Here is a 17,219-nt window from a genome sequence, read left to right on the forward strand (position 1 = left end):
CTTTGCAATTGGTGCACTGTCTTTGCCGTACCCAACACATCTGACTCATGCCTCTCAATACCCCGATCTTGCTCACGTGGTTACGCGTGGCGCTCATTCCTCTGGTTGTAGGGGTGTTTTATTTGCCGGAAAGTGTGATGCCGATGTTCGACCGCGGCCTCGCCTCAACCTGCATTTTTGTCGTTGCCGCAGCGACCGACTGGTTCGACGGTTTTCTGGCGCGGCGCTGGAATGAAACATCGGCGTTCGGCGCCTTTCTCGATCCGGTGGCGGACAAGCTGATGGTGGCCGGCGCATTGCTGGTGCTGGTTCAGCTTGATCGCGTCAATGCCGCCGTTGCCTTCATTATCATTGGTCGCGAAATCGCGATTTCCGCATTGCGTGAATGGATGGCGCAGTTGGGCGCATCCAAGTCCGTCGCGGTGAGTTCGATCGGTAAAATCAAGACGGCAGCGCAAATGACCGCGATTCCGATGCTGCTCTACTACGACACGCTGTTCGGTTTGATCGATACCCGCATCTGGGGGCAATGGCTGTTGGCAGTCGCCGCAGTGCTCACGGTCTGGTCCATGTTCTACTACCTCAAAAAAGCGTGGCCGTTGATCAAGCAGTACTCCGGGCATTTACCCTGAGCTTAAGTGCGCAAATATGGTGTGGATCAGTTGACAAAAAAAGGCAGTCATCTATAATACGCAGCTTGTTGTCATGCGGGAGTAGCTCAGTTGGTAGAGCGCAACCTTGCCAAGGTTGAGGTCGAGAGTTCGAGCCTCTTCTCCCGCTCCAGATTGAAAGAAGGGAAGCTGTCACCGGCTTCCTTTTTTATTGAAATAGCTGTTGATGTGCAGTGCCGTTTTACGCGGGAGTAGCTCAGTTGGTAGAGCGCAACCTTGCCAAGGTTGAGGTCGAGAGTTCGAGCCTCTTCTCCCGCTCCAGATTGAAACAGGGAAGCTCTTAGGGCTTCCCTTTTTCTTGCGGAAAATCGATGTAAACGATTACATCTGAACTCCATTTTGTCACTGCAGATGCACCGTTTGCAGTTACAATACGCTCCGCGGCGGGGTAGCAAAGTGGTTATGCAGCGGCCTGCAAAGCCGTTTACGCCGGTTCGAACCCGACCCCCGCCTCCAGTTTTTCTTCATCCTGCTTACGGCCGAACATGGCCCGACCCGCATCGTTTCCCTCTCATCGTTTGTTGACTGCCGTGATCGCTCATTGATCCGCGCCGGCATGCCGACGATTGTCTTTTTTGTGTCCCGATATGCGCTACCATCTGGTCCCATGGAGAATGGTCAATGATGTTGCAGGCATCCGAACTTGCTTGTACGCGCGGCGAGCGCGCGCTGTTCACAGATATCAATATCCACCTTGATGCTGGTGACGCCATGCGTGTCGCCGGCGCCAATGGCAGCGGCAAGACCAGTCTGCTGCGCTTGTTGTGCGGCCTGGCGTTTCCGGCAGCCGGCGAAGTGCGCTGGAAGGGCAACAACATCCGCAGCATGCGCGAGGAATTCGGTGCGCAGATGCTGTACCTGGGCCACGCAATCGGGGTCAAGGACGATCTGCTGGCGTGGGAAAACCTGGTTGTCGCCACTACGCTGGCTGGCCATCCGGTCGGTCGCGAACGCGCCATCGAAGAGCTCGAACAGGCCGGGCTGGCAGATGCCGCCGAGCTGCCCGCCGGCGCGCTGTCACAGGGCCAACGCAAACGGGTTGCGCTGGCGCGGCTGGGTTTGAGCCGGACCATGCCACTCTGGATTCTTGACGAGCCGTTTACTGCGCTGGATCAAGGCGCGGTGTCACAACTCTGCGACACCATGAATGTCCATCTGGCACAAGGCGGCATCGTCATCTATACGACCCATCAGGAAATCGATCTGCGCGGACAACGACTGGTGCATCTGGATCTGAGCGGGGATAATTCGTGCTGAGGGCGCTGATCTGCATTGTGCGGCGCGACCTGCTGCTGGCGTTTCGACGCCGCGCCGATGTCATGATGACCTTGTTTTTCTTCATCATGGTGGCGACACTGTTTCCGTTGGGTGTTGGTCCCGAGGCAGCACTGCTGCGCACGATGGCGCCCGGTATCCTGTGGGTTGCCGCGTTGCTGGCATCCATGCTTGGATTGGGCCGTCTGTTCGCGCTGGATTACGCGGATGGCACACTGGAGCAAATGTTGTTGTGCGCAGAACCGCTATCATTGATCGTGATCGGAAAAGTGATTGCGCATTGGCTGGTGTCGGGTTTGCCGCTGGTGCTGCTGGCGCCCTTGCTGGGTGTACAGTTCGACCTGTCCCGCGAGGCGCTGTCGGTGTTGTTTTTCGCACTGCTGATCGGCACTCCGGTACTGAGTCTGATCGGCGCGATTGGTGCGGCACTGACGCTGGGCGTGCGCGGTGGCGGGGTGTTGGTGGCGCTGCTGGTATTGCCGTTGTACATCCCGATTCTGATTTTTGGGGCGGGCGCCGTGACAGCGCAAGCCAGTGGATTGGGCAGCAGTGCGCATTTGTTGTTGCTCGGGGGAGCGCTGGCGGGCGCTGCAGCGCTTGCCCCGTGGGCGACTGCTGCCGCGCTACGCATTTCGCTTGAGTAAGTTAACATGCAGGCTGCAGGGTCAGCTGCCGTTTTTCGGATACCCGTTGTTGATTTTTCGTCTCGTTACTTGCGGCCTTGACGCGGCCGACATCCTCTCAATTCCAGGAGCGCAATAAAGGTGTCCCTTTCCGACAAGTTGTCGCCTGCTGTCATGGCAGCGCCCGCCACACGCTGGTTCAAATACGCCGCGCCGCAAGCATTTTTTCCGATTGCCGGAAAGCTGGTCCCATGGTTTTTCATGCTCGCGGCCGCACTCGGATTGGCCGGCCTGTATGTGGGGTTTTTCATTGCGCCGACCGACGCCCAGCAGGGCGATGCCTACCGCATCATTTTTCTGCATGTACCGGCGGCGTGGATGTCGATGGTGGTGTATCTGGCGATGGCATTCTGGGCCGCGATCGGCCTGGCGTTCAATACCCGACTGTCATCGATGATGGCCACCGCGCTGGCGCCAACCGGTGCCATGTTCACTTTTCTGGCGCTCTGGACCGGCGCCTTGTGGGGACGTCCGACCTGGGGCGCCTGGTGGGTCTGGGATGCGCGCCTGACCTCCGAACTGATTCTGTTGTTCCTGTACGTCGGCTTCATGGCGCTGCAGGCGTCGATCGACGAGCCGCGACGCGCCGACAAGGCGGGCGCGGTGTTGGCGCTGGTAGGCGTGATCAACATTCCGATCATCTATTTTTCGGTGCAATGGTGGAACACCCTGCATCAGGGGTCGTCCATCAATTTCAAGAGTGCGCCGACGATGGCCGCCACCATGCTGCTGGGGATGCTGTTGATGGCGCTGGCATTCTGGGCTTACACGATCGCCGTGACGCTGGTACGACTGCGCTGCATCGTGCTGGAGCGCGAGCGCCATACCGAGTGGGGTAAACACATTGGCGGAGAAACGCGATGATTTGGGCGAGCTGGCATGATTTTTTTGCGATGGGCGGGTATGCACTGTACGTGTGGGGCTCGTTCGTCGTGGTGTTCGGATTGATGGGAATGGAAATTCTGCTGTTGAAGCAACGTGGCAAGACCATACGTCTACAGCTGGCCAAGGCGCGCGCCGCAAGCGTGCCGCGAAAGAATGCACGATGAAACCACGATACAAACGCTTGATCCTGATCGCCGCTGGCGTCGCCACCCTGGGCGTGGCCACAGCGCTGGTGCTGTCGGCATTTCAGAAGAATCTGGTGTTCTTTTTTACGCCGACCCAGATTTCCGCCGGCGAAGCCCCGCGCGGCAGCAGCTTCCGGATGGGCGGACTGGTCGAGAAGGGCAGCCTGCAACGCGAAAGCGATGGCGTCACCGTCAGCTTTGTCGTCACCGACACGGTCCAGAAAGTGCGCGTGAATTATCGCGGCATCCTGCCGGACCTGTTCAAGGAAGGCAAGGGCGTGGTGGCCCAGGGCCGGCTGGGCAAGGACAACCTGTTCGTGGCCGAGGAGGTATTGGCCAAGCATGATGAGAACTACACGCCACCCGACGCCGCCTATGCGCTGAAAAAAGCCCAGCAGGCCAAGGCCGCGGCACCGGCACCAACATCGGCCGCGACAACGGTCACCACGGTGGTCGACAACAAAGAAATCAAGGGTGCGCAATGATTCCGGAAATTGGTAATTTTGCCTTGATGCTGGCGCTGTGCCTGGCCCTGGTGCAGGGCATCATGCCCATCATTGGCTCGTTCCGCGGCGATCAGCGCTGGATCGCGCTGGCGCGCCCGGCCGCCAACGGCCAGTTCGTGTTCGTCACGATTGCCTTTGCCTGCCTGGTGGCATCGTTCGTCAACAATGATTTTTCGGTCGCCTACGTGGCGCAGAATTCGAACTCGGCATTGCCGATTTATTACCGCGTCTCGGCAACCTGGGGTGGCCATGAAGGCTCGCTGTTGCTGTGGGTGCAAACGCTGGTGCTGTGGACCTTCGCCGTGTCGCTGTTCAGTCGTCAGTTGCCGGATGAAACGGTAGCGCGGGTGCTGGGCGTGATGGGCCTCGTCAGTGTGGGTTTCCTGTGCTTCATGCTGTTCACGTCGAATCCGTTTGATCGCCTGCTGCCGGCTGCGGCCAACGGCCAGGATCTGAATCCGCTGCTGCAGGATTTCGGCATGATCATTCATCCGCCGCTGCTGTACATGGGCTATGTCGGTTTTTCGGTCGCGTTCTCGTTTGCACTGGCGGCCCTGATGGGTGGCCAGCTTGATGCCGCTTGGGCGCGCTGGTCACGGCCATGGACGCTGGTGGCGTGGATGTTCCTCACGTTGGGAATTTTCATGGGCAGCTTCTGGGCCTATTACGAACTCGGCTGGGGCGGCTGGTGGTTCTGGGATGCGGTGGAAAATGCCTCGTTCATGCCGTGGCTGGTCGGCACCGCCCTGATTCATTCGCTGGCCGTGACCGAAAAGCGTGGCAGCTTCAAGAACTGGACGGTGCTGCTGGCGATCATTGCGTTTTCGTTGTCGCTGATCGGCACGTTCCTGGTGCGCTCGGGCGTGCTGACCTCGGTCCATGCGTTTGCCACCGACCCGCGCCGCGGATTGTTCATCCTGATGTTTCTGGCCGTCGTGATTGGCGGGTCGCTGACCCTGTTCGCCTGGCGTGCGCCGAAGGTCGGACTGGGTGGGCGCTTCGCCCTGTTCTCGCGCGAATCGATGTTGTTGGTCAATAACGTGTTGTTGCTGGCGGCGGCCGGAACGGTGCTGCTCGGCACGCTGTATCCGCTGTTTCTGGATGCCTTCAATCTCGGCAAGATATCGGTCGGACCACCGTACTTCGAAGCCGTATTCGTTCCATTGATGATTCCGGTGCTGCTGCTGCTGGCGGTCGGCCCGTTCGTGCGCTGGAAGGAATCCTCGGTGGCGGACCTGTTGCACCGATTGCGTCTGATTGCGCTGGCAACGCTGCTCTTTGCGGTGGCGGCGGGCTTGCTGTTGTCGTCCTCGCCGATGGTGGTCTTTGGGGTAACCCTGGCGGTTTGGATTTTCCTTGCGACCGGATCGAACCTGCTGGAGCGCCTGCGTCATGCGCCGGCCGGCACCGCTATCTGGCAACGGGTGCGCAGCCAGCCGCGCAGTTACTGGGGCATGCTGGTGGCGCACGCCGGGATCGGCGTGTTCGTGGTCGGCGTGACGCTGGTCAAGGGACTTGAAGTATCCAACGACGTGACCATGCGCGTGGGCGAGACCACCAGCGTCGGCGGCTACGATTTCAAATTTGCCGGTCTGAAGCCGATCAATGGCGGCAACTTCACCGGCAGCCAGGGTGTGTTCGAGGTCACGCGCGATGGCAACAAGGTCGTCACGCTGACGCCGGAAAAGCGCTTGTTCACGGTGCGGAACATGCCCATGACCGAGGCCGGCATCGATCGCGGCTTTACACGCGACCTGTATGTGTCGCTGGGTGAGCCGATCAGTGCCGGCGTCTGGGTGGTGCGGGTGCAACACAAGCCGTTCGTGGCCTGGATCTGGGCCGGCTGCCTGATCATCGCGTTCGGTGGCTTTCTGGCCGCGTCGGATCGTCGCTACCGGATGGCGTCGCGCCAGAAAAAACTCGCCGCGGCACGCGCGCACGGCGCCGTTGTGACGTCCTGAACCGCTCCATCAACCAAGGTCAATCGCATGCACCGTTTTCTGTTGCCGCTCGGCGTGTTTATCGCGCTGGTCGTTTTTCTTGGGGTTGGACTGCGCCTCAACCCGCGCGAGATTCCGTCTCCGTTCATCGGCAAGCCGGCACCGGCGTTCAAGGTTCCTCAGCTTGAAGTCGCCGACAAGACCATCGAACCGAAGGAGATGGCAGGCAAGGTCTGGCTGCTCAACGTCTGGGCCTCGTGGTGCGTGTCGTGCCGTGAAGAGCACCCGGTGCTGATCGATTTCGCGCGGCAGAACGTGGTACCGATCATCGGCCTGAATTACAAGGACCAGCGTGCTGATGGCATGGCCTGGCTCAAGGAGTTCGGTAATCCCTATCAGCTGTCGGCGTTCGATGCGGATGGTCGCATCGGCATCGACTACGGCGTGTATGGCGTGCCCGAGACCTTCGTCATCGACAAGCTCGGCGTGATTCGTCTCAAGCTGGTCGGGCCGCTGACGCCCGAGATCATTGCCGACAAACTGTTACCGCTAATCAAAGAGCTCAACCGTGCTTAAATTTTTGTTTGCCTTGGCGCTGCTTGCCCTGAGTTGCGTGGCACAGGCGCAAGCGACTGCGCCCGATCCGGCGCTGGAACGCCACGTCATGGCCATCTCCCAGGAGTTGCGCTGCCTGGTGTGCCAGAACCAGACCATCGCCGATTCGCATGCCGATCTGGCCGTCGACCTGCGCAACCAGGTGCGCGAGAAGCTGCAACAGGGCATGGCCGACAAGGATATCTACGACTACATGGTGCAGCGCTACGGTGACTTCGTGCTGTATCGTCCGCCGGTCAACAACAGCACCTGGCTATTGTGGTTCGGTCCGTTCCTGCTGATGCTGGGTGGCCTGGTCCTGCTGGGATTCAAGCTGGCGAGGGGACGCCCGCAGGCAGCGCCACTGCCGCCGGCAGAGATGCAGCGCGCAGCGAATTTGCTTGCCGCAACGACTGATTTGAAAGAAGAGAAATGACCGGATTTTTACTGACCGCCGCGCTGCTCATCGCCGTGGCGCTGGGATTCATTTTGCCAACCTTGCTGCGCAAGAGCGTCGTCACGCCATCGCACGCGCTGCGCGCCGAGGTAAACCTGACGGTGTTGCGCGACCAGTTGCGCGAACTCGACGCTGATCTGGCGCGCGGCAATATCGATGCCACCGGCTATCAGAGCGCCCGCCACGAGCTGGAACAGCGCGTGGCGGAAGACGTGACCCCGGTCGCGGCTATGTCGGCAACCGCGTCACGCAGGCACTGGAGTGCGTTGGCCGTTACCGTGCTGGTGCCAGCCATTGCGGTATCGACGTATCTGCTGGTCGGCAACCCGACCGGCATCAATCCGGAGCGCGCCGCCGGCGCCGCCACCGCTGGCGCTGAAGTCACCGAACAACAGATCGCCAGCATGGTGGCCGGACTCGCGCAACGCTTGAAAGACCGGCCTGACGACGTCGAAGGCTGGACCATGCTGGCGCGCTCCTACCATGCCATGGGCCGTTATCCGGACGCCGTCGCAGCGTATAAGCATCTGATCGGGCTGACGCCGAACAATGCCGACGCGATGGCCGACTATGCCGTTGCCGTCGGCATGGCGCAGGGTAAAAAGCTGCATGGCGAGCCTGAGCAGCTGATCGCGCGCGCGCTGGTGCTGGATCCGAACAACGTCAAGGCATTGTCCCTGTCCGGCAGCGCGGCATTCGAGCGCGGCGATTATGCCGTGGCAGCGACCCAGTGGGAAAAAATCCTCGCCCTGGTGCCGTCGAATTCCGATACGGCGCGGCTGACCAGCACGGGGATTGCCGAAGCCCGCGGATTGGCCGGTGGCGCCAGGACAGCGGCGGCAACGCCGTCGGCAAGCGCCACCACGGTCAGCGGCACCGTCGTGCTCGATCCCGCCTTGCGTTCACGGGTCGCCGCCACGGACACGGTGTTCATTTTCGCCCGGGCTGCGCAAGGACCCCGCTTCCCGCTCGCCGTGCTGCGCCGGCAGGTCAAGGATTTACCGATCACGTTTGTGCTCGACGACAGCATGAGCGTCGTGCCCGAAGCCAAATTGTCCGGATATCCAATGTTGATCGTGGGTGCGCGGATTTCGGCATCAGGCAGCGCAACGCCTTCCGCCGGTGATTTCGAAGGGTCGCTTGACGCGGTGCCAACGGGATCGAAAAAGCTGGCCATTAACATCAACACGGAACGCAAATGACGGCGCAGGGCGGCCGATGATGCCTGCAGTTAGAGCAATGCGCCGGACACAACGCGGGTAACACCGCTTACCGCCCGAGCGACGCTCAGAACTGCGGTTGCGTGTAAGCGGTCATGACCTCCTGCAAGCGTGCGGCACAGTGGTGCAGTGTTGCGATTTCGGCGGCGCATTCGTCCAGCGAAGCGGAGCGCCCCAGTTGCTCTATGCGTGCGGCGGCCTCCGCCACATTCGCTGCACTCAATGTGGTGGCAGCGCCGCACAGGCGATGCGCCAGCGCCGCCAGAGAAGCCGCATCGCGACCATCGCGTGCACGGTCGATTTCACCCAATGTCGCCGGCAGGTCCAGCAGGAAGGCGCGAATCAATTCGTCCAGCAGCTCGCGCCTGCCGCGCACGCGCCGCAGCGCGGTGGACGCATTGAATACGCTGGCGGTATCGTCGTTGGCAGCCTGCAGGCCGACCACACTTTTTTCTTCTTCCCGGGGTTCCGGTGCAGCGGGGCGCTCGATCAGCGCAATCAACTGATCCGGATCGATCGGTTTTGACATGTAATCATCCATTCCGGCGGCGAGGCACGTGTCGCGATCCTGCTTCATCGCGTTGGCGGTCACGGCAATGATGCGCGTGTGTCCGCCTGTACGGGCTTCACGGGCCCGAATTTCGCGCGTTGCCTCATAGCCGTCCATCTCTGGCATCTGCCCGTCCATCAGAATCACCTCGAAGCGGAAGGCATCGAACAGTTGCAAGGCTTCGATGCCCGTGGCTGCGAGCTGGAACGTGTGGCCGCGCTCCTGCAGGATATCGATGATCAGACGCTGGTTGATCAGATTGTCTTCGGCAATCAGCACGTGTAAAGGCACGGCGGCCTGGTCGGACAAACCCGGCACGTCTTCCCGGGCCGGCACATTGGCATCCGCGCGGTCGATGATGGCCGTCGAAATCGCATCAAACAGCTCGGACTGCTTGATGGGTTTCTGCAGGATTCTGTCCAGACCGAGCGCCTTGCAACGGGCAACTTCGCCGCTGATCTCATTGGACGACAATATGATGACGATGGCCGTCGCGCGCAACGGACCAAGCTTGATTGCCTCGGCCAGCGCAAACCCATCGAACTCCGGCATTTGCGCATCAATCAGGACGAGACGAAATGGCGCGCCGGCGTTGGCGGCTTCCTGCAACAGCGCAAGTCCGTCGCGGCCGTTCTCGGCCAGTGCCGGCCGCAACGTCCAGCTACTGAGGATGTCTTGCAGCATCAGGCAGTTCGACCGATTGTCATCAACCACCAGCACCGGCATATTCTCGAGACCGCCCGCAACGCGCGTGGTCGAGACGGCGTGGCGCCGTGGCTGTGGCAAGGTAAAGCGTGCGGTAAAGTGGAACGTCGTGCCTTTGCCAGGCTCGCTGTCAACCCAGATCGTGCCGTTCATCAGATCGACCAGCTGCGAAACGATCGCCAGCCCGAGGCCAGTACCGCCATATTCGCGCGTGGTGGAACTGTCCGCCTGGGCAAACGCATTGAAGATATAGCTCTGCTGTTCGCGCGGAATGCCGATGCCGGAGTCTGCGATGCTGAACCGCAGCATCGCAGACTCGTGGTCGCGCGATTCTTGCACCACCCGCACCACGACCTCGCCCTGTTTGGTGAATTTCAATGCGTTGCCGGTCAGGTTGACAATGATCTGCGCCAACCGTCCGGGATCGCCCTGCAATCGTTCCGGCACGTCCTGCGACACATGATGAATCAGCTCCAGCGCGCGTTCGTTGGCGCTCGCTGCAAACGATTTCAACGTATCGCCGATCAGTTCGCGCACATCAAAATCGACCACATCGAGTTCCAGCTTGCGCGCCTCCATTTTTGAAAAATCGAGAATGTCATTGAGAAGACGCAGCAACGAGTCGGCCGAGACCTTGATCAGATTGAGGTATTCATGCTGTTGCGGCGACAGCGGTGTTTTCAGCACCAGATTGGTCAGGCCGATAACGCCGTTCATTGGCGTCCTGATTTCATGGCTCATATTCGCCAGGAACTCGCTTTTTGCCCGGGTCGCTGCCTCGGCGTCCTCCTTGGCCTGCGTCAGCAATCCCTCGGCATGCTTGCGCTCGCTGATGTCGCTGTTGATTTCCAGGATCGCAGCTGGAGCGCCTTTTTCATCGTATTTGACAGCTTGCCGCGACGCCACCACGATGGGCGTGCCGTCGCGGCGATGATGGGTCAGCTCTCCTTCCCATCGTCCGGTCTCCAGAAGCGTCGCATCGAATTGCTCTCGCGTGACGGAAAAGCGGGTTCGCAACAACGCATGGGCATCGTGCCCGATCGTTTCATCGCCGCTCCAGCCATAGGTTTCGCGCGCGCCGTAATTCCAGAACCGGATAGTGCCATTCGGGTCGCGCACGATAATCGCATCGTGTGCCAGATCCAGCAGATTGGCCTGACGCTGCAGCGCTTTGGTGCGGTCCTGCACGCGTAATTCAAGCTGTTCGGCATTGGCGCGCAGCTGGTTTTCCTTCTCGCTGATGGCATCGGCCATCCGGTTGAATTCGACGGCCAGTTGGGCCAATTCGAGACTGAGATTGGTTGGCAGCCTGACCGACAGGTCGCCCCGGCCAAATCGGGTGAGTGCTTCTGACAGGGTATGGATGGGCCGTACGATCAGGCGTGCCACCAGAATCGCCAGGAGGATGGCAGCCGCCTGGAACGCCACGCCGTTGGCGAGAAGCGAGGGCTCGAGCTCGCGCAAAACCTCGACGGTCTCGTCTTTTTCGATCGAGGTGATCAAGGCGAGACGCTGGCGATCCAGCCATCGATAGGCGATCAATGCCGGCGCGCCGCTGAAGTCGGTGCCGGCAATCATCCCGGTTTTGCCGGACAGGGCCAGTTTGACCGCCTGTGGGTCCGGCGCGATCCATGCACTGTCGCCATGATTCACGGCCAGCCGGCTTGCCGTAACCTGTTCTCCCTGGCTATTGATCAGGTAGGCGTCGTCCGATCTGTAGAGACCGGATCGGTGGGCGACAATATGCTCCAGCTCCGATGCCACAATCCAGGCGATGACGACTGCCGTGCCTGTCGTCGTTGTGCCGCGCAGTGGTGTACAGAGCATCGTTGCCGGCTCTGGCAGGAGTTTGCCGCGGCTTGCTGGCTGCACCGATAAACCGGCGCGCCCTTGTTGAAAGCACGGTTGATCGGCAATCGAATGGCCTTCCAGTTCAGCGCGCGTGGCAGCCATGACCGTGCCGGTGTTGCCATTGGCAATCGCCAGCGTCAGGCTTGGACGCAGCTCGGTACGCGCTGCGAGTTCCGCGATGACCTGCGCGTGCACCTGGCGGTACCGCGCCGATTGTCGCTCCGTTGCCGACAGGGCACTGGCTGTACGTGCCAGCTCAGCCGATTTTGCCAGCACCTCAACATCGGCCTGCTGGCTGTTGAGCCAGTCATTCAGATGCATTTCCTTTTCGCTTGCGGAAGCGAAGAGCGCCGTTGCCGATTTTTTCTGCACGTTGTCGAGGGCGATGTTGATGGTCGGTATGCCCAGCAGTATGCGCAGGACCACCGACGAAATCGCGAGGGCGCCAGCAATCTGCAGGAACAGGCTGTAGCGGCGTCTCATATCGCGTCCCAATCAACCCGCAAATCGGCCGGTGCGGTGACCTTTGGCCGTGAGCGAAGCCCCACGCATAGCGCAATCACAGCGCCAACGAGAAGAAGTGCCGGGAGTCCCAGTTCGAGCAGTGCAAGCGCATTTCTTGTTGCTCGTGCATGTTGAACCTGGCGTGTCTTTGTCGCCGAAGTCATCTGCAGGCGCCAGTGTTCGCGCTCCTCGCCGCGGGCGCCGCTGTCAACATCGACGGTATATTTTTGCCCCTGCGCCGTGAAGTCGGTCAGCACACCGGAGGCAGGCTCGATCCATAGTTTGCCGGCGACATCGCCGCGCACGGTGACGCGCCCCGGCCCGACGCCGGGATCCTGATCAACCCCGGTCGTCGAGAAATTGAAGACGTATGTCTCCATGCCATTGATTGTTTCGCTATGGTCAAACACGGCCAGACGAAAGCCGGGGGAGTGTGGATCCCAGTAACCGTGGGTTTTCCGCCCGGTGTGCAACGGGAACAGGAATTGTCCGGTTCGGCGAACATCGCCGTACTCGGGCAAATTCATTCTGGTAAACCGGTCCACCCCATAAACGTGCCGGCTCTCGGCGATGACATTGCCGTCGGTATCTGTCCAGCGCAGGCCAGCCTGGACAACGATGCGATCACCGGAGCTTGCCAGTGTCTGGTCAATTCGGCGAACGATCAGGTAATTGCGCGACCATTGCCCGTCGGCCACCGGACGCTGCTCCAGTTGGCCTTCGAATTCCAGTTCGCCCTGGTAGTCGCCGGGGACCCGCATCAGCAGCGGAGCAACCCAACGAACCTCTGCTGCAGCAAGCAGGCAAAGGACCAGGATCGATATCAGGTTTCGCAATTTCACCGCGCCATCCCCTTTCCGGACAGACGGAAATTCGAACAAGCCAGGTTTCCGGCAACTGATACGTATTACCAACCAGAGCACTTTCGCCCTGAGCAGAAAGCGGGTGAGGGCAACCGGGCCTGCCAGGCTGCACCTTGGTGAAGTATATAAGTTAACTAATGGTAAGCGTTATCGGCGAAGGGAAACTTTTGGATTATTTAACGGACCTTGATGGCGCAGGTCAGCGGGCAGTTGAAGAACGATGGAGAATCGACGAAAAGCAGCGTAACGGCGGCTATACCGGGCATGGCTGTGTTACCATCGGCGGCTTCAAAATGTCGGTCGGCGAGCAGGCGAAAACCTCTCCAGCACCCGGCAGAATGCAATGCCCGAGTGACGAAACAGGTAGACGTAAGAGACTTAAAAACTCCTTTGTCAAGTCTTTTTCTCATCGGGGAAGTCGGCGCAGAGCCTGAAATGGCGCGGGTTTCCCGGGCTTTAGTGCAAATGGCACCAACAGCCCTCTGGCTGCTAGGTGTCATGTAGGAACCAGTAGAGAAGTACAGTTGAAACAAGCCTAGCGTAGCTAGGCGCAACATCGGTTCGGCAACGAATCAGTCTAGCCCGAGTGGTGAAATCGGTAGACACAAGGGACTTAAAGTAATTTGAGCCCTCCAGGGGAAACCCAGGAGGTGAAACCCGTCAAATTCGGCGAAAGCCCTGGATGCTGCAAGAATCCGAGCCAACACCGAGCCAAGCCTCGATCCGAAAGGTTCGATGGAAGGTGTAGAGAGCAGACGGCGGGCACCTACGGTCGCAAGACTATGGTGAAGGCGTGCTCCAGACCACGAACAGCGTTTACGCTGGCGGCGAAAGTCGAAGTGGTAAGAAAATCCCTCGACCTTACGGTCGTGCCGGTTCAATTCCGGCCTCGGGCACCAGCCATTGTTCAAGTCGTCGCAAGCTGTTCCGGCAACGACTGATCCGCCTTACGCGCAAGCTCCTCGCTAAAGACGTGATCGACCCGATCCCAACGAAAGTCCTGCGTCAGACGGCGCAGGCGTGATTCCGTGCGCGACAGGTTGACGTAATGCCGGAACCTGGTTTTCAGGCCGACGCCGTCGATACGTGGCTGGTCCGGATCCACTTCCCACGGATGCATGTAGAAGATCGCCGGACGGGCATCGTCATGGTTGACCTTGTCGATGGCCATTTTCGATACGGAGTAGGGCAGAAACCGGAAATAGCCGCCGCCGCCGGCCGGGAAATTGCGGCCAAGAGTACGCACGGTTGTGATGGGAATTTCCAGCAATCCCTCGCGCGACTGATAGGGGAAGCGCGGCGCATCCGGCATGCCGTAGTGATCGTGGCGGACCGGGTAAACGCTTGAACTGTACTGGTATCCGGCGGCGAGGATGGCATCGAATGCCCATGGGTTCGAGTCGCCAATTGAAAAACTCGGCGCCCGATAGCCGCGCACCAGTTCCCCGGACAAATCCTCCAGAATCGCTTTTGCGCGTTGAATATCCTCGACAAATTCGTCGGCGGTCTGGTCTGTGGCGCGCAAGTGCCCGTAGCCGTGGCTGGCCAGTTCATGGCCCTGCGCGACGATGCGCTTGACCATGTCCGGATAGCGCTCGGCGATCCAGCCAAGGACGAAGAACGTCGCGCGGTTGCCGCTTTCGGAAAAAACCCGCAGCAACAGATCTACATTGGCTTCCACCCGGCAGGAGATGTCCTCCCAGTCGGCACGGTCAATATGTGGCGCCATGGCGGAAACCTGGAAATAGTCCTCAACGTCCACGGTCATCGCGTTGACGATCGGGCGTACAGAAATGGGCTCTGAATTCAATTTACGTTTTCCTTGGTGGGCGGTTGCGCTGGCGACATGCTTTCAGAACGGGGCGTCGACCCCGATTTTACTTCTACGGAGACTGCCGAAGGTCAATTCACGCTGCATTGATGTGGCAACAGAGACTCACTTAACGGGGCAAGGATATCCTTTCGGAAGTTTTGGTGTCATGATCACATCCGTTGGTTTTATCACAAAAGCAGGTTGGTTTTTCCGCTCCGTAAAGCCGGGCATTCATTCAGAAAGCATAAAGCATGTCGCGATCATTCTTCCTGCGGGTTCTTGGTTTGCTGATCATCGTGGCGTTTGCCGCCACTGGTTGTGCATCGTTTCCACCGGCGCCAGTCTCGGCCGCTTCAGCCGACTACGATTACCTCATCGGGCCGGGCGATACGCTGAACATCGTGGTCTGGCGCAATCCCGAATTGTCGATGGCGGTTCCGGTTCGTCCTGACGGCAAAATCAGCGCGCCGCTGGTGGAAGACCTTTCTGCCATCGGCAAGAGCGCGACCACCGTTGCCCGTGATATTGAAGTTGCGTTGACCAAGTACATTCGCGATCCGGTCGTCACCGTGGTCGTCACCAATTTTGTCGGTCCATACAGCGAACAGATCCGCGTGGTTGGCGAGGCGGCGAAACCACAGGTCCTTCCTTACCGCCAGAAAATGACTTTGCTGGATGTCATGATTGCCGTCGGCGGGATTACCGATTTTGCCAATGGCAACAGGGCGACCATCCTGCGGACAACTGACGGGAACAAGCAATACAGTGTGCGCATCAGTGATCTCATCAAGCGCGGTGACTATTCCGCCAATGTCGAGATGCGCCCGGGCGACGTTCTCATCATTCCGCAAAGCTGGTTCTGATCTTCGTGCTTGTCGGCGACGGCCATTTGCAATTTAACGACGCCTGACGTGGCTCAACCCAGCGAAACCTGAATCGATGGACAAAATAATTTTCGACGCTTTGCAGCATCTGCGAGCAATGTGGCGGTATCGCTGGCTCGGCCTTTTTGCTGCCTGGGCGATCGCACTGATCGGCGCCGTGGTCGTCCTGGCGATTCCGAAGAAGTACGAAGCGTCGGCGCGCATCTACGTCAACACGGATTCCATTTTAAAACCCCTGATGGTCGGCATGACCGTACAGCCAGACAACAGCCAGCGTGTCGCTCTGCTGAGTCGTTTGCTGATCAGTCGCCCGAATGTCGATCAATTGATCCAGGAAACCGGATTGAGCGAAAAGGCGAAAACACCCGAGCAGCGCGAGCGCCTGATTGACGATGTCATCCAGACGCTCGAGATCCAGAATTCCGGTGAGCGGGATAACGTGTTTGTGGTCAAGTTCCGTGACACCGTGCCGATGCGCGCAAAGCACATGGTCGAGCTGCTGGTTGCCAAGTTCATTGAGTCGAGCAAGGGTGGACGGAGTAACGATACCGACGCCGCGAAGCAATTTCTCGACGAGCAGGCCAGTGTCTACGAAAAAAAGCTGCTCGAAGCGGAAGCACGGTTAAAGGAATTCAAGCTGCATAACATGGCCAACGCGCCAGGTAACCTTTCCGGCGATGGCAAGGACTACTTCGCCCAGATGGCAAACATCGGGGAGCAACTGAATCAGGCCCAACTGCAGTTGCGCGAGGCGGAGAATTCGCGCGATGCCTATCGCCGCAGTCTATCGTCCGAGAGTGAAACCGGCACGCCCGCGGCCCGCCTGACGCCGGCCGGCGAGACCATCGCGGAAATCGATGCGCGCACCGATGCGATGAAGCGCAATCTTGACGCGCTGTTGCAGCGCTACACCGAAAGTCACCCGGACGTCGCAGGAACCCGCCGTGTTATTCGCGAGCTTGAGCAGCAGCGCAGCCAGCTCGCGGCGGAATACCGGAAGGAGGGCATTCCGCTGGTTCCTCAGGGAATCAACACGGGTCCCCGTGCTTCTGAGCAAATCAAGGTTTCGCTTGCCCAGGCGGAGGCCTCGGTTGCTTCGCTGCGGGCGCGCGTGGGCGAATATTCGGCCCGCTTAACCCAGCTGCGTGAAATGGCGCGCAGGGTCCCCGAATTCGAAGCAGAACTTGCGCAACTCAACCGTGACTATGATGTGAACAAGAAGAACTACGAAAATCTGATATCGCGCCGTGAGTCGGCCAACATTGCCGGAGACATGCAATCTGTCGCCGGCGTCGGGGATTTTCGGTTGATCGATCCGCCACGGGTCTCGCCCTCGACAAAATCGCCGTCGCGTGTGTTGATGTTGCTGGCATCACTGGTGCTGGCTGCGGGCGCGGGAATCGGTTTGACGTTTCTTCTGAAGGAAGTCCGGGCGCGTTTTTACGATTCTCTGCAGTTGCGCCAGGCTACCGATTTGCCATTGCTGGGTGTGATATCAGTCGTTCCCAACGAGAATTCCGCTCGTGAAACGAAACGCGGGACACGTCGATTTACCCAAACTGCTGTTGCGTTGATGGGTGTCTATTTCGCCGTCGTATTTGCCGGTTTAATGCTGACCAAGACGGCTACGTAA

At 59.6% G+C, this 17,219-nt stretch carries 15 protein-coding genes and 3 tRNA genes; 15 read left to right on the plus strand and 3 right to left on the minus strand.

From position 1 onward, the window contains the following. Positions 1-47 precede the first annotated feature (47 nt). The 13 genes from pgsA (at position 48) to ccmI (ending at position 8,398) form a co-directional block, all read left to right on the plus strand. The gene (gene pgsA, locus RCH09_RS06905) at positions 48-632 is read left to right on the plus strand and encodes a CDP-diacylglycerol--glycerol-3-phosphate 3-phosphatidyltransferase (RefSeq protein WP_326940319.1); all 585 of its coding nucleotides are present in this window, start codon (positions 48-50) and stop codon (positions 630-632) included. Between the two features lie 75 nt (positions 633-707). Beyond that, positions 708-783 (plus strand) — tRNA-Gly (locus RCH09_RS06910). 73 nt (positions 784-856) lie between these two features. Beyond that, positions 857-932: transfer RNA gene (locus RCH09_RS06915), tRNA-Gly, on the plus strand. A 121-nt stretch (positions 933-1,053) separates the two neighbouring features. Next, a tRNA-Cys gene (locus tag RCH09_RS06920) sits at positions 1,054-1,127 on the plus strand. A 165-nt stretch (positions 1,128-1,292) separates the two neighbouring features. Next, entirely contained in the window at positions 1,293-1,928 is a 636-nt protein-coding gene (gene ccmA, locus RCH09_RS06925; protein ID WP_326940320.1) for a cytochrome c biogenesis heme-transporting ATPase CcmA, read from the plus strand. Beyond that, complete coding sequence (gene ccmB / locus RCH09_RS06930; protein WP_326940321.1) at positions 1,922-2,590, plus strand: heme exporter protein CcmB; 669 nt, start codon at positions 1,922-1,924, stop codon at positions 2,588-2,590. The genes ccmA and ccmB overlap by 7 nt, the downstream gene beginning before the upstream one ends. A gap of 153 nt (positions 2,591-2,743) precedes the next feature. After that, positions 2,744-3,493, plus strand: coding sequence for a heme ABC transporter permease CcmC (gene ccmC, locus RCH09_RS06935; protein WP_326940322.1), 750 nt, complete (start codon positions 2,744-2,746; stop codon positions 3,491-3,493). After that, the gene (gene ccmD / locus RCH09_RS06940; RefSeq protein ID WP_326940323.1) at positions 3,490-3,678 is read left to right on the plus strand and encodes a heme exporter protein CcmD; all 189 of its coding nucleotides are present in this window, start codon (positions 3,490-3,492) and stop codon (positions 3,676-3,678) included. The genes ccmC and ccmD overlap by 4 nt, the downstream gene beginning before the upstream one ends. Further along, positions 3,675-4,184, plus strand: coding sequence for a cytochrome c maturation protein CcmE (gene ccmE / locus RCH09_RS06945; RefSeq protein ID WP_326940324.1), 510 nt, complete (start codon positions 3,675-3,677; stop codon positions 4,182-4,184). The genes ccmD and ccmE overlap by 4 nt, the downstream gene beginning before the upstream one ends. After that, positions 4,181-6,166, plus strand: a complete 1,986-nt coding sequence (locus RCH09_RS06950) for a heme lyase CcmF/NrfE family subunit (RefSeq protein WP_326940325.1) — start codon at positions 4,181-4,183, stop codon at positions 6,164-6,166. Before ccmE ends, RCH09_RS06950 begins: the two co-directional genes overlap by 4 nt. 27 nt (positions 6,167-6,193) lie before the next feature. Then, positions 6,194-6,721, plus strand: a complete 528-nt coding sequence (locus RCH09_RS06955) for a DsbE family thiol:disulfide interchange protein (RefSeq protein ID WP_326940326.1) — start codon at positions 6,194-6,196, stop codon at positions 6,719-6,721. Then, on the plus strand, positions 6,714-7,175 hold the full coding sequence (locus RCH09_RS06960) for a cytochrome c-type biogenesis protein (RefSeq protein ID WP_326940327.1): 462 nt from the start codon (positions 6,714-6,716) through the stop codon (positions 7,173-7,175). Before RCH09_RS06955 ends, RCH09_RS06960 begins: the two co-directional genes overlap by 8 nt. Beyond that, positions 7,172-8,398 carry a c-type cytochrome biogenesis protein CcmI gene (gene ccmI, locus RCH09_RS06965; protein ID WP_326940328.1) on the plus strand — a complete coding sequence of 409 codons (1,227 nt, stop codon included), beginning with the start codon at positions 7,172-7,174 and terminating at the stop codon, positions 8,396-8,398. The genes RCH09_RS06960 and ccmI overlap by 4 nt, the downstream gene beginning before the upstream one ends. Positions 8,399-8,483: 85 nt before the next feature. On the opposite strand, the gene RCH09_RS06970 is transcribed toward ccmI, so the two are convergent. The 3 genes from RCH09_RS06970 to RCH09_RS06980 all read right to left on the minus strand — a co-directional run bounded on the left by RCH09_RS06970 (position 8,484) and on the right by RCH09_RS06980 (position 14,657). Then, entirely contained in the window at positions 8,484-12,005 is a 3,522-nt protein-coding gene (locus RCH09_RS06970) for a hybrid sensor histidine kinase/response regulator (RefSeq protein WP_326940329.1), read from the minus strand. Next, entirely contained in the window at positions 12,002-12,907 is a 906-nt protein-coding gene (locus RCH09_RS06975; RefSeq protein WP_326940330.1) for a porin PorA family protein, read from the minus strand. The genes RCH09_RS06970 and RCH09_RS06975 overlap by 4 nt, the downstream gene beginning before the upstream one ends. Before the next feature lie 889 nt (positions 12,908-13,796). Further along, positions 13,797-14,657 carry an XrtA system polysaccharide deacetylase gene (locus RCH09_RS06980; RefSeq protein WP_326940348.1) on the minus strand — a complete coding sequence of 287 codons (861 nt, stop codon included), beginning with the start codon at positions 14,655-14,657 and terminating at the stop codon, positions 13,797-13,799. A 296-nt stretch (positions 14,658-14,953) separates the two neighbouring features. On the opposite strand from RCH09_RS06980, the gene RCH09_RS06985 reads away from it, so the two are divergent. Together RCH09_RS06985 and RCH09_RS06990 are read left to right on the plus strand one after the other, a co-directional pair. Beyond that, a complete protein-coding gene (locus RCH09_RS06985; RefSeq protein WP_326940331.1) occupies positions 14,954-15,565 on the plus strand; it encodes an XrtA/PEP-CTERM system exopolysaccharide export protein in 612 nt (203 codons plus the stop codon). Positions 15,566-15,641: 76 nt separating this feature from the next. Beyond that, positions 15,642-17,219, plus strand: coding sequence for an XrtA system polysaccharide chain length determinant (locus tag RCH09_RS06990; protein WP_326940332.1), 1,578 nt, complete (start codon positions 15,642-15,644; stop codon positions 17,217-17,219).

Source organism: Actimicrobium sp. GrIS 1.19 (genome assembly GCF_035984655.1).
Lineage (GTDB): Bacteria > Pseudomonadota > Gammaproteobacteria > Burkholderiales > Burkholderiaceae_D > Actimicrobium.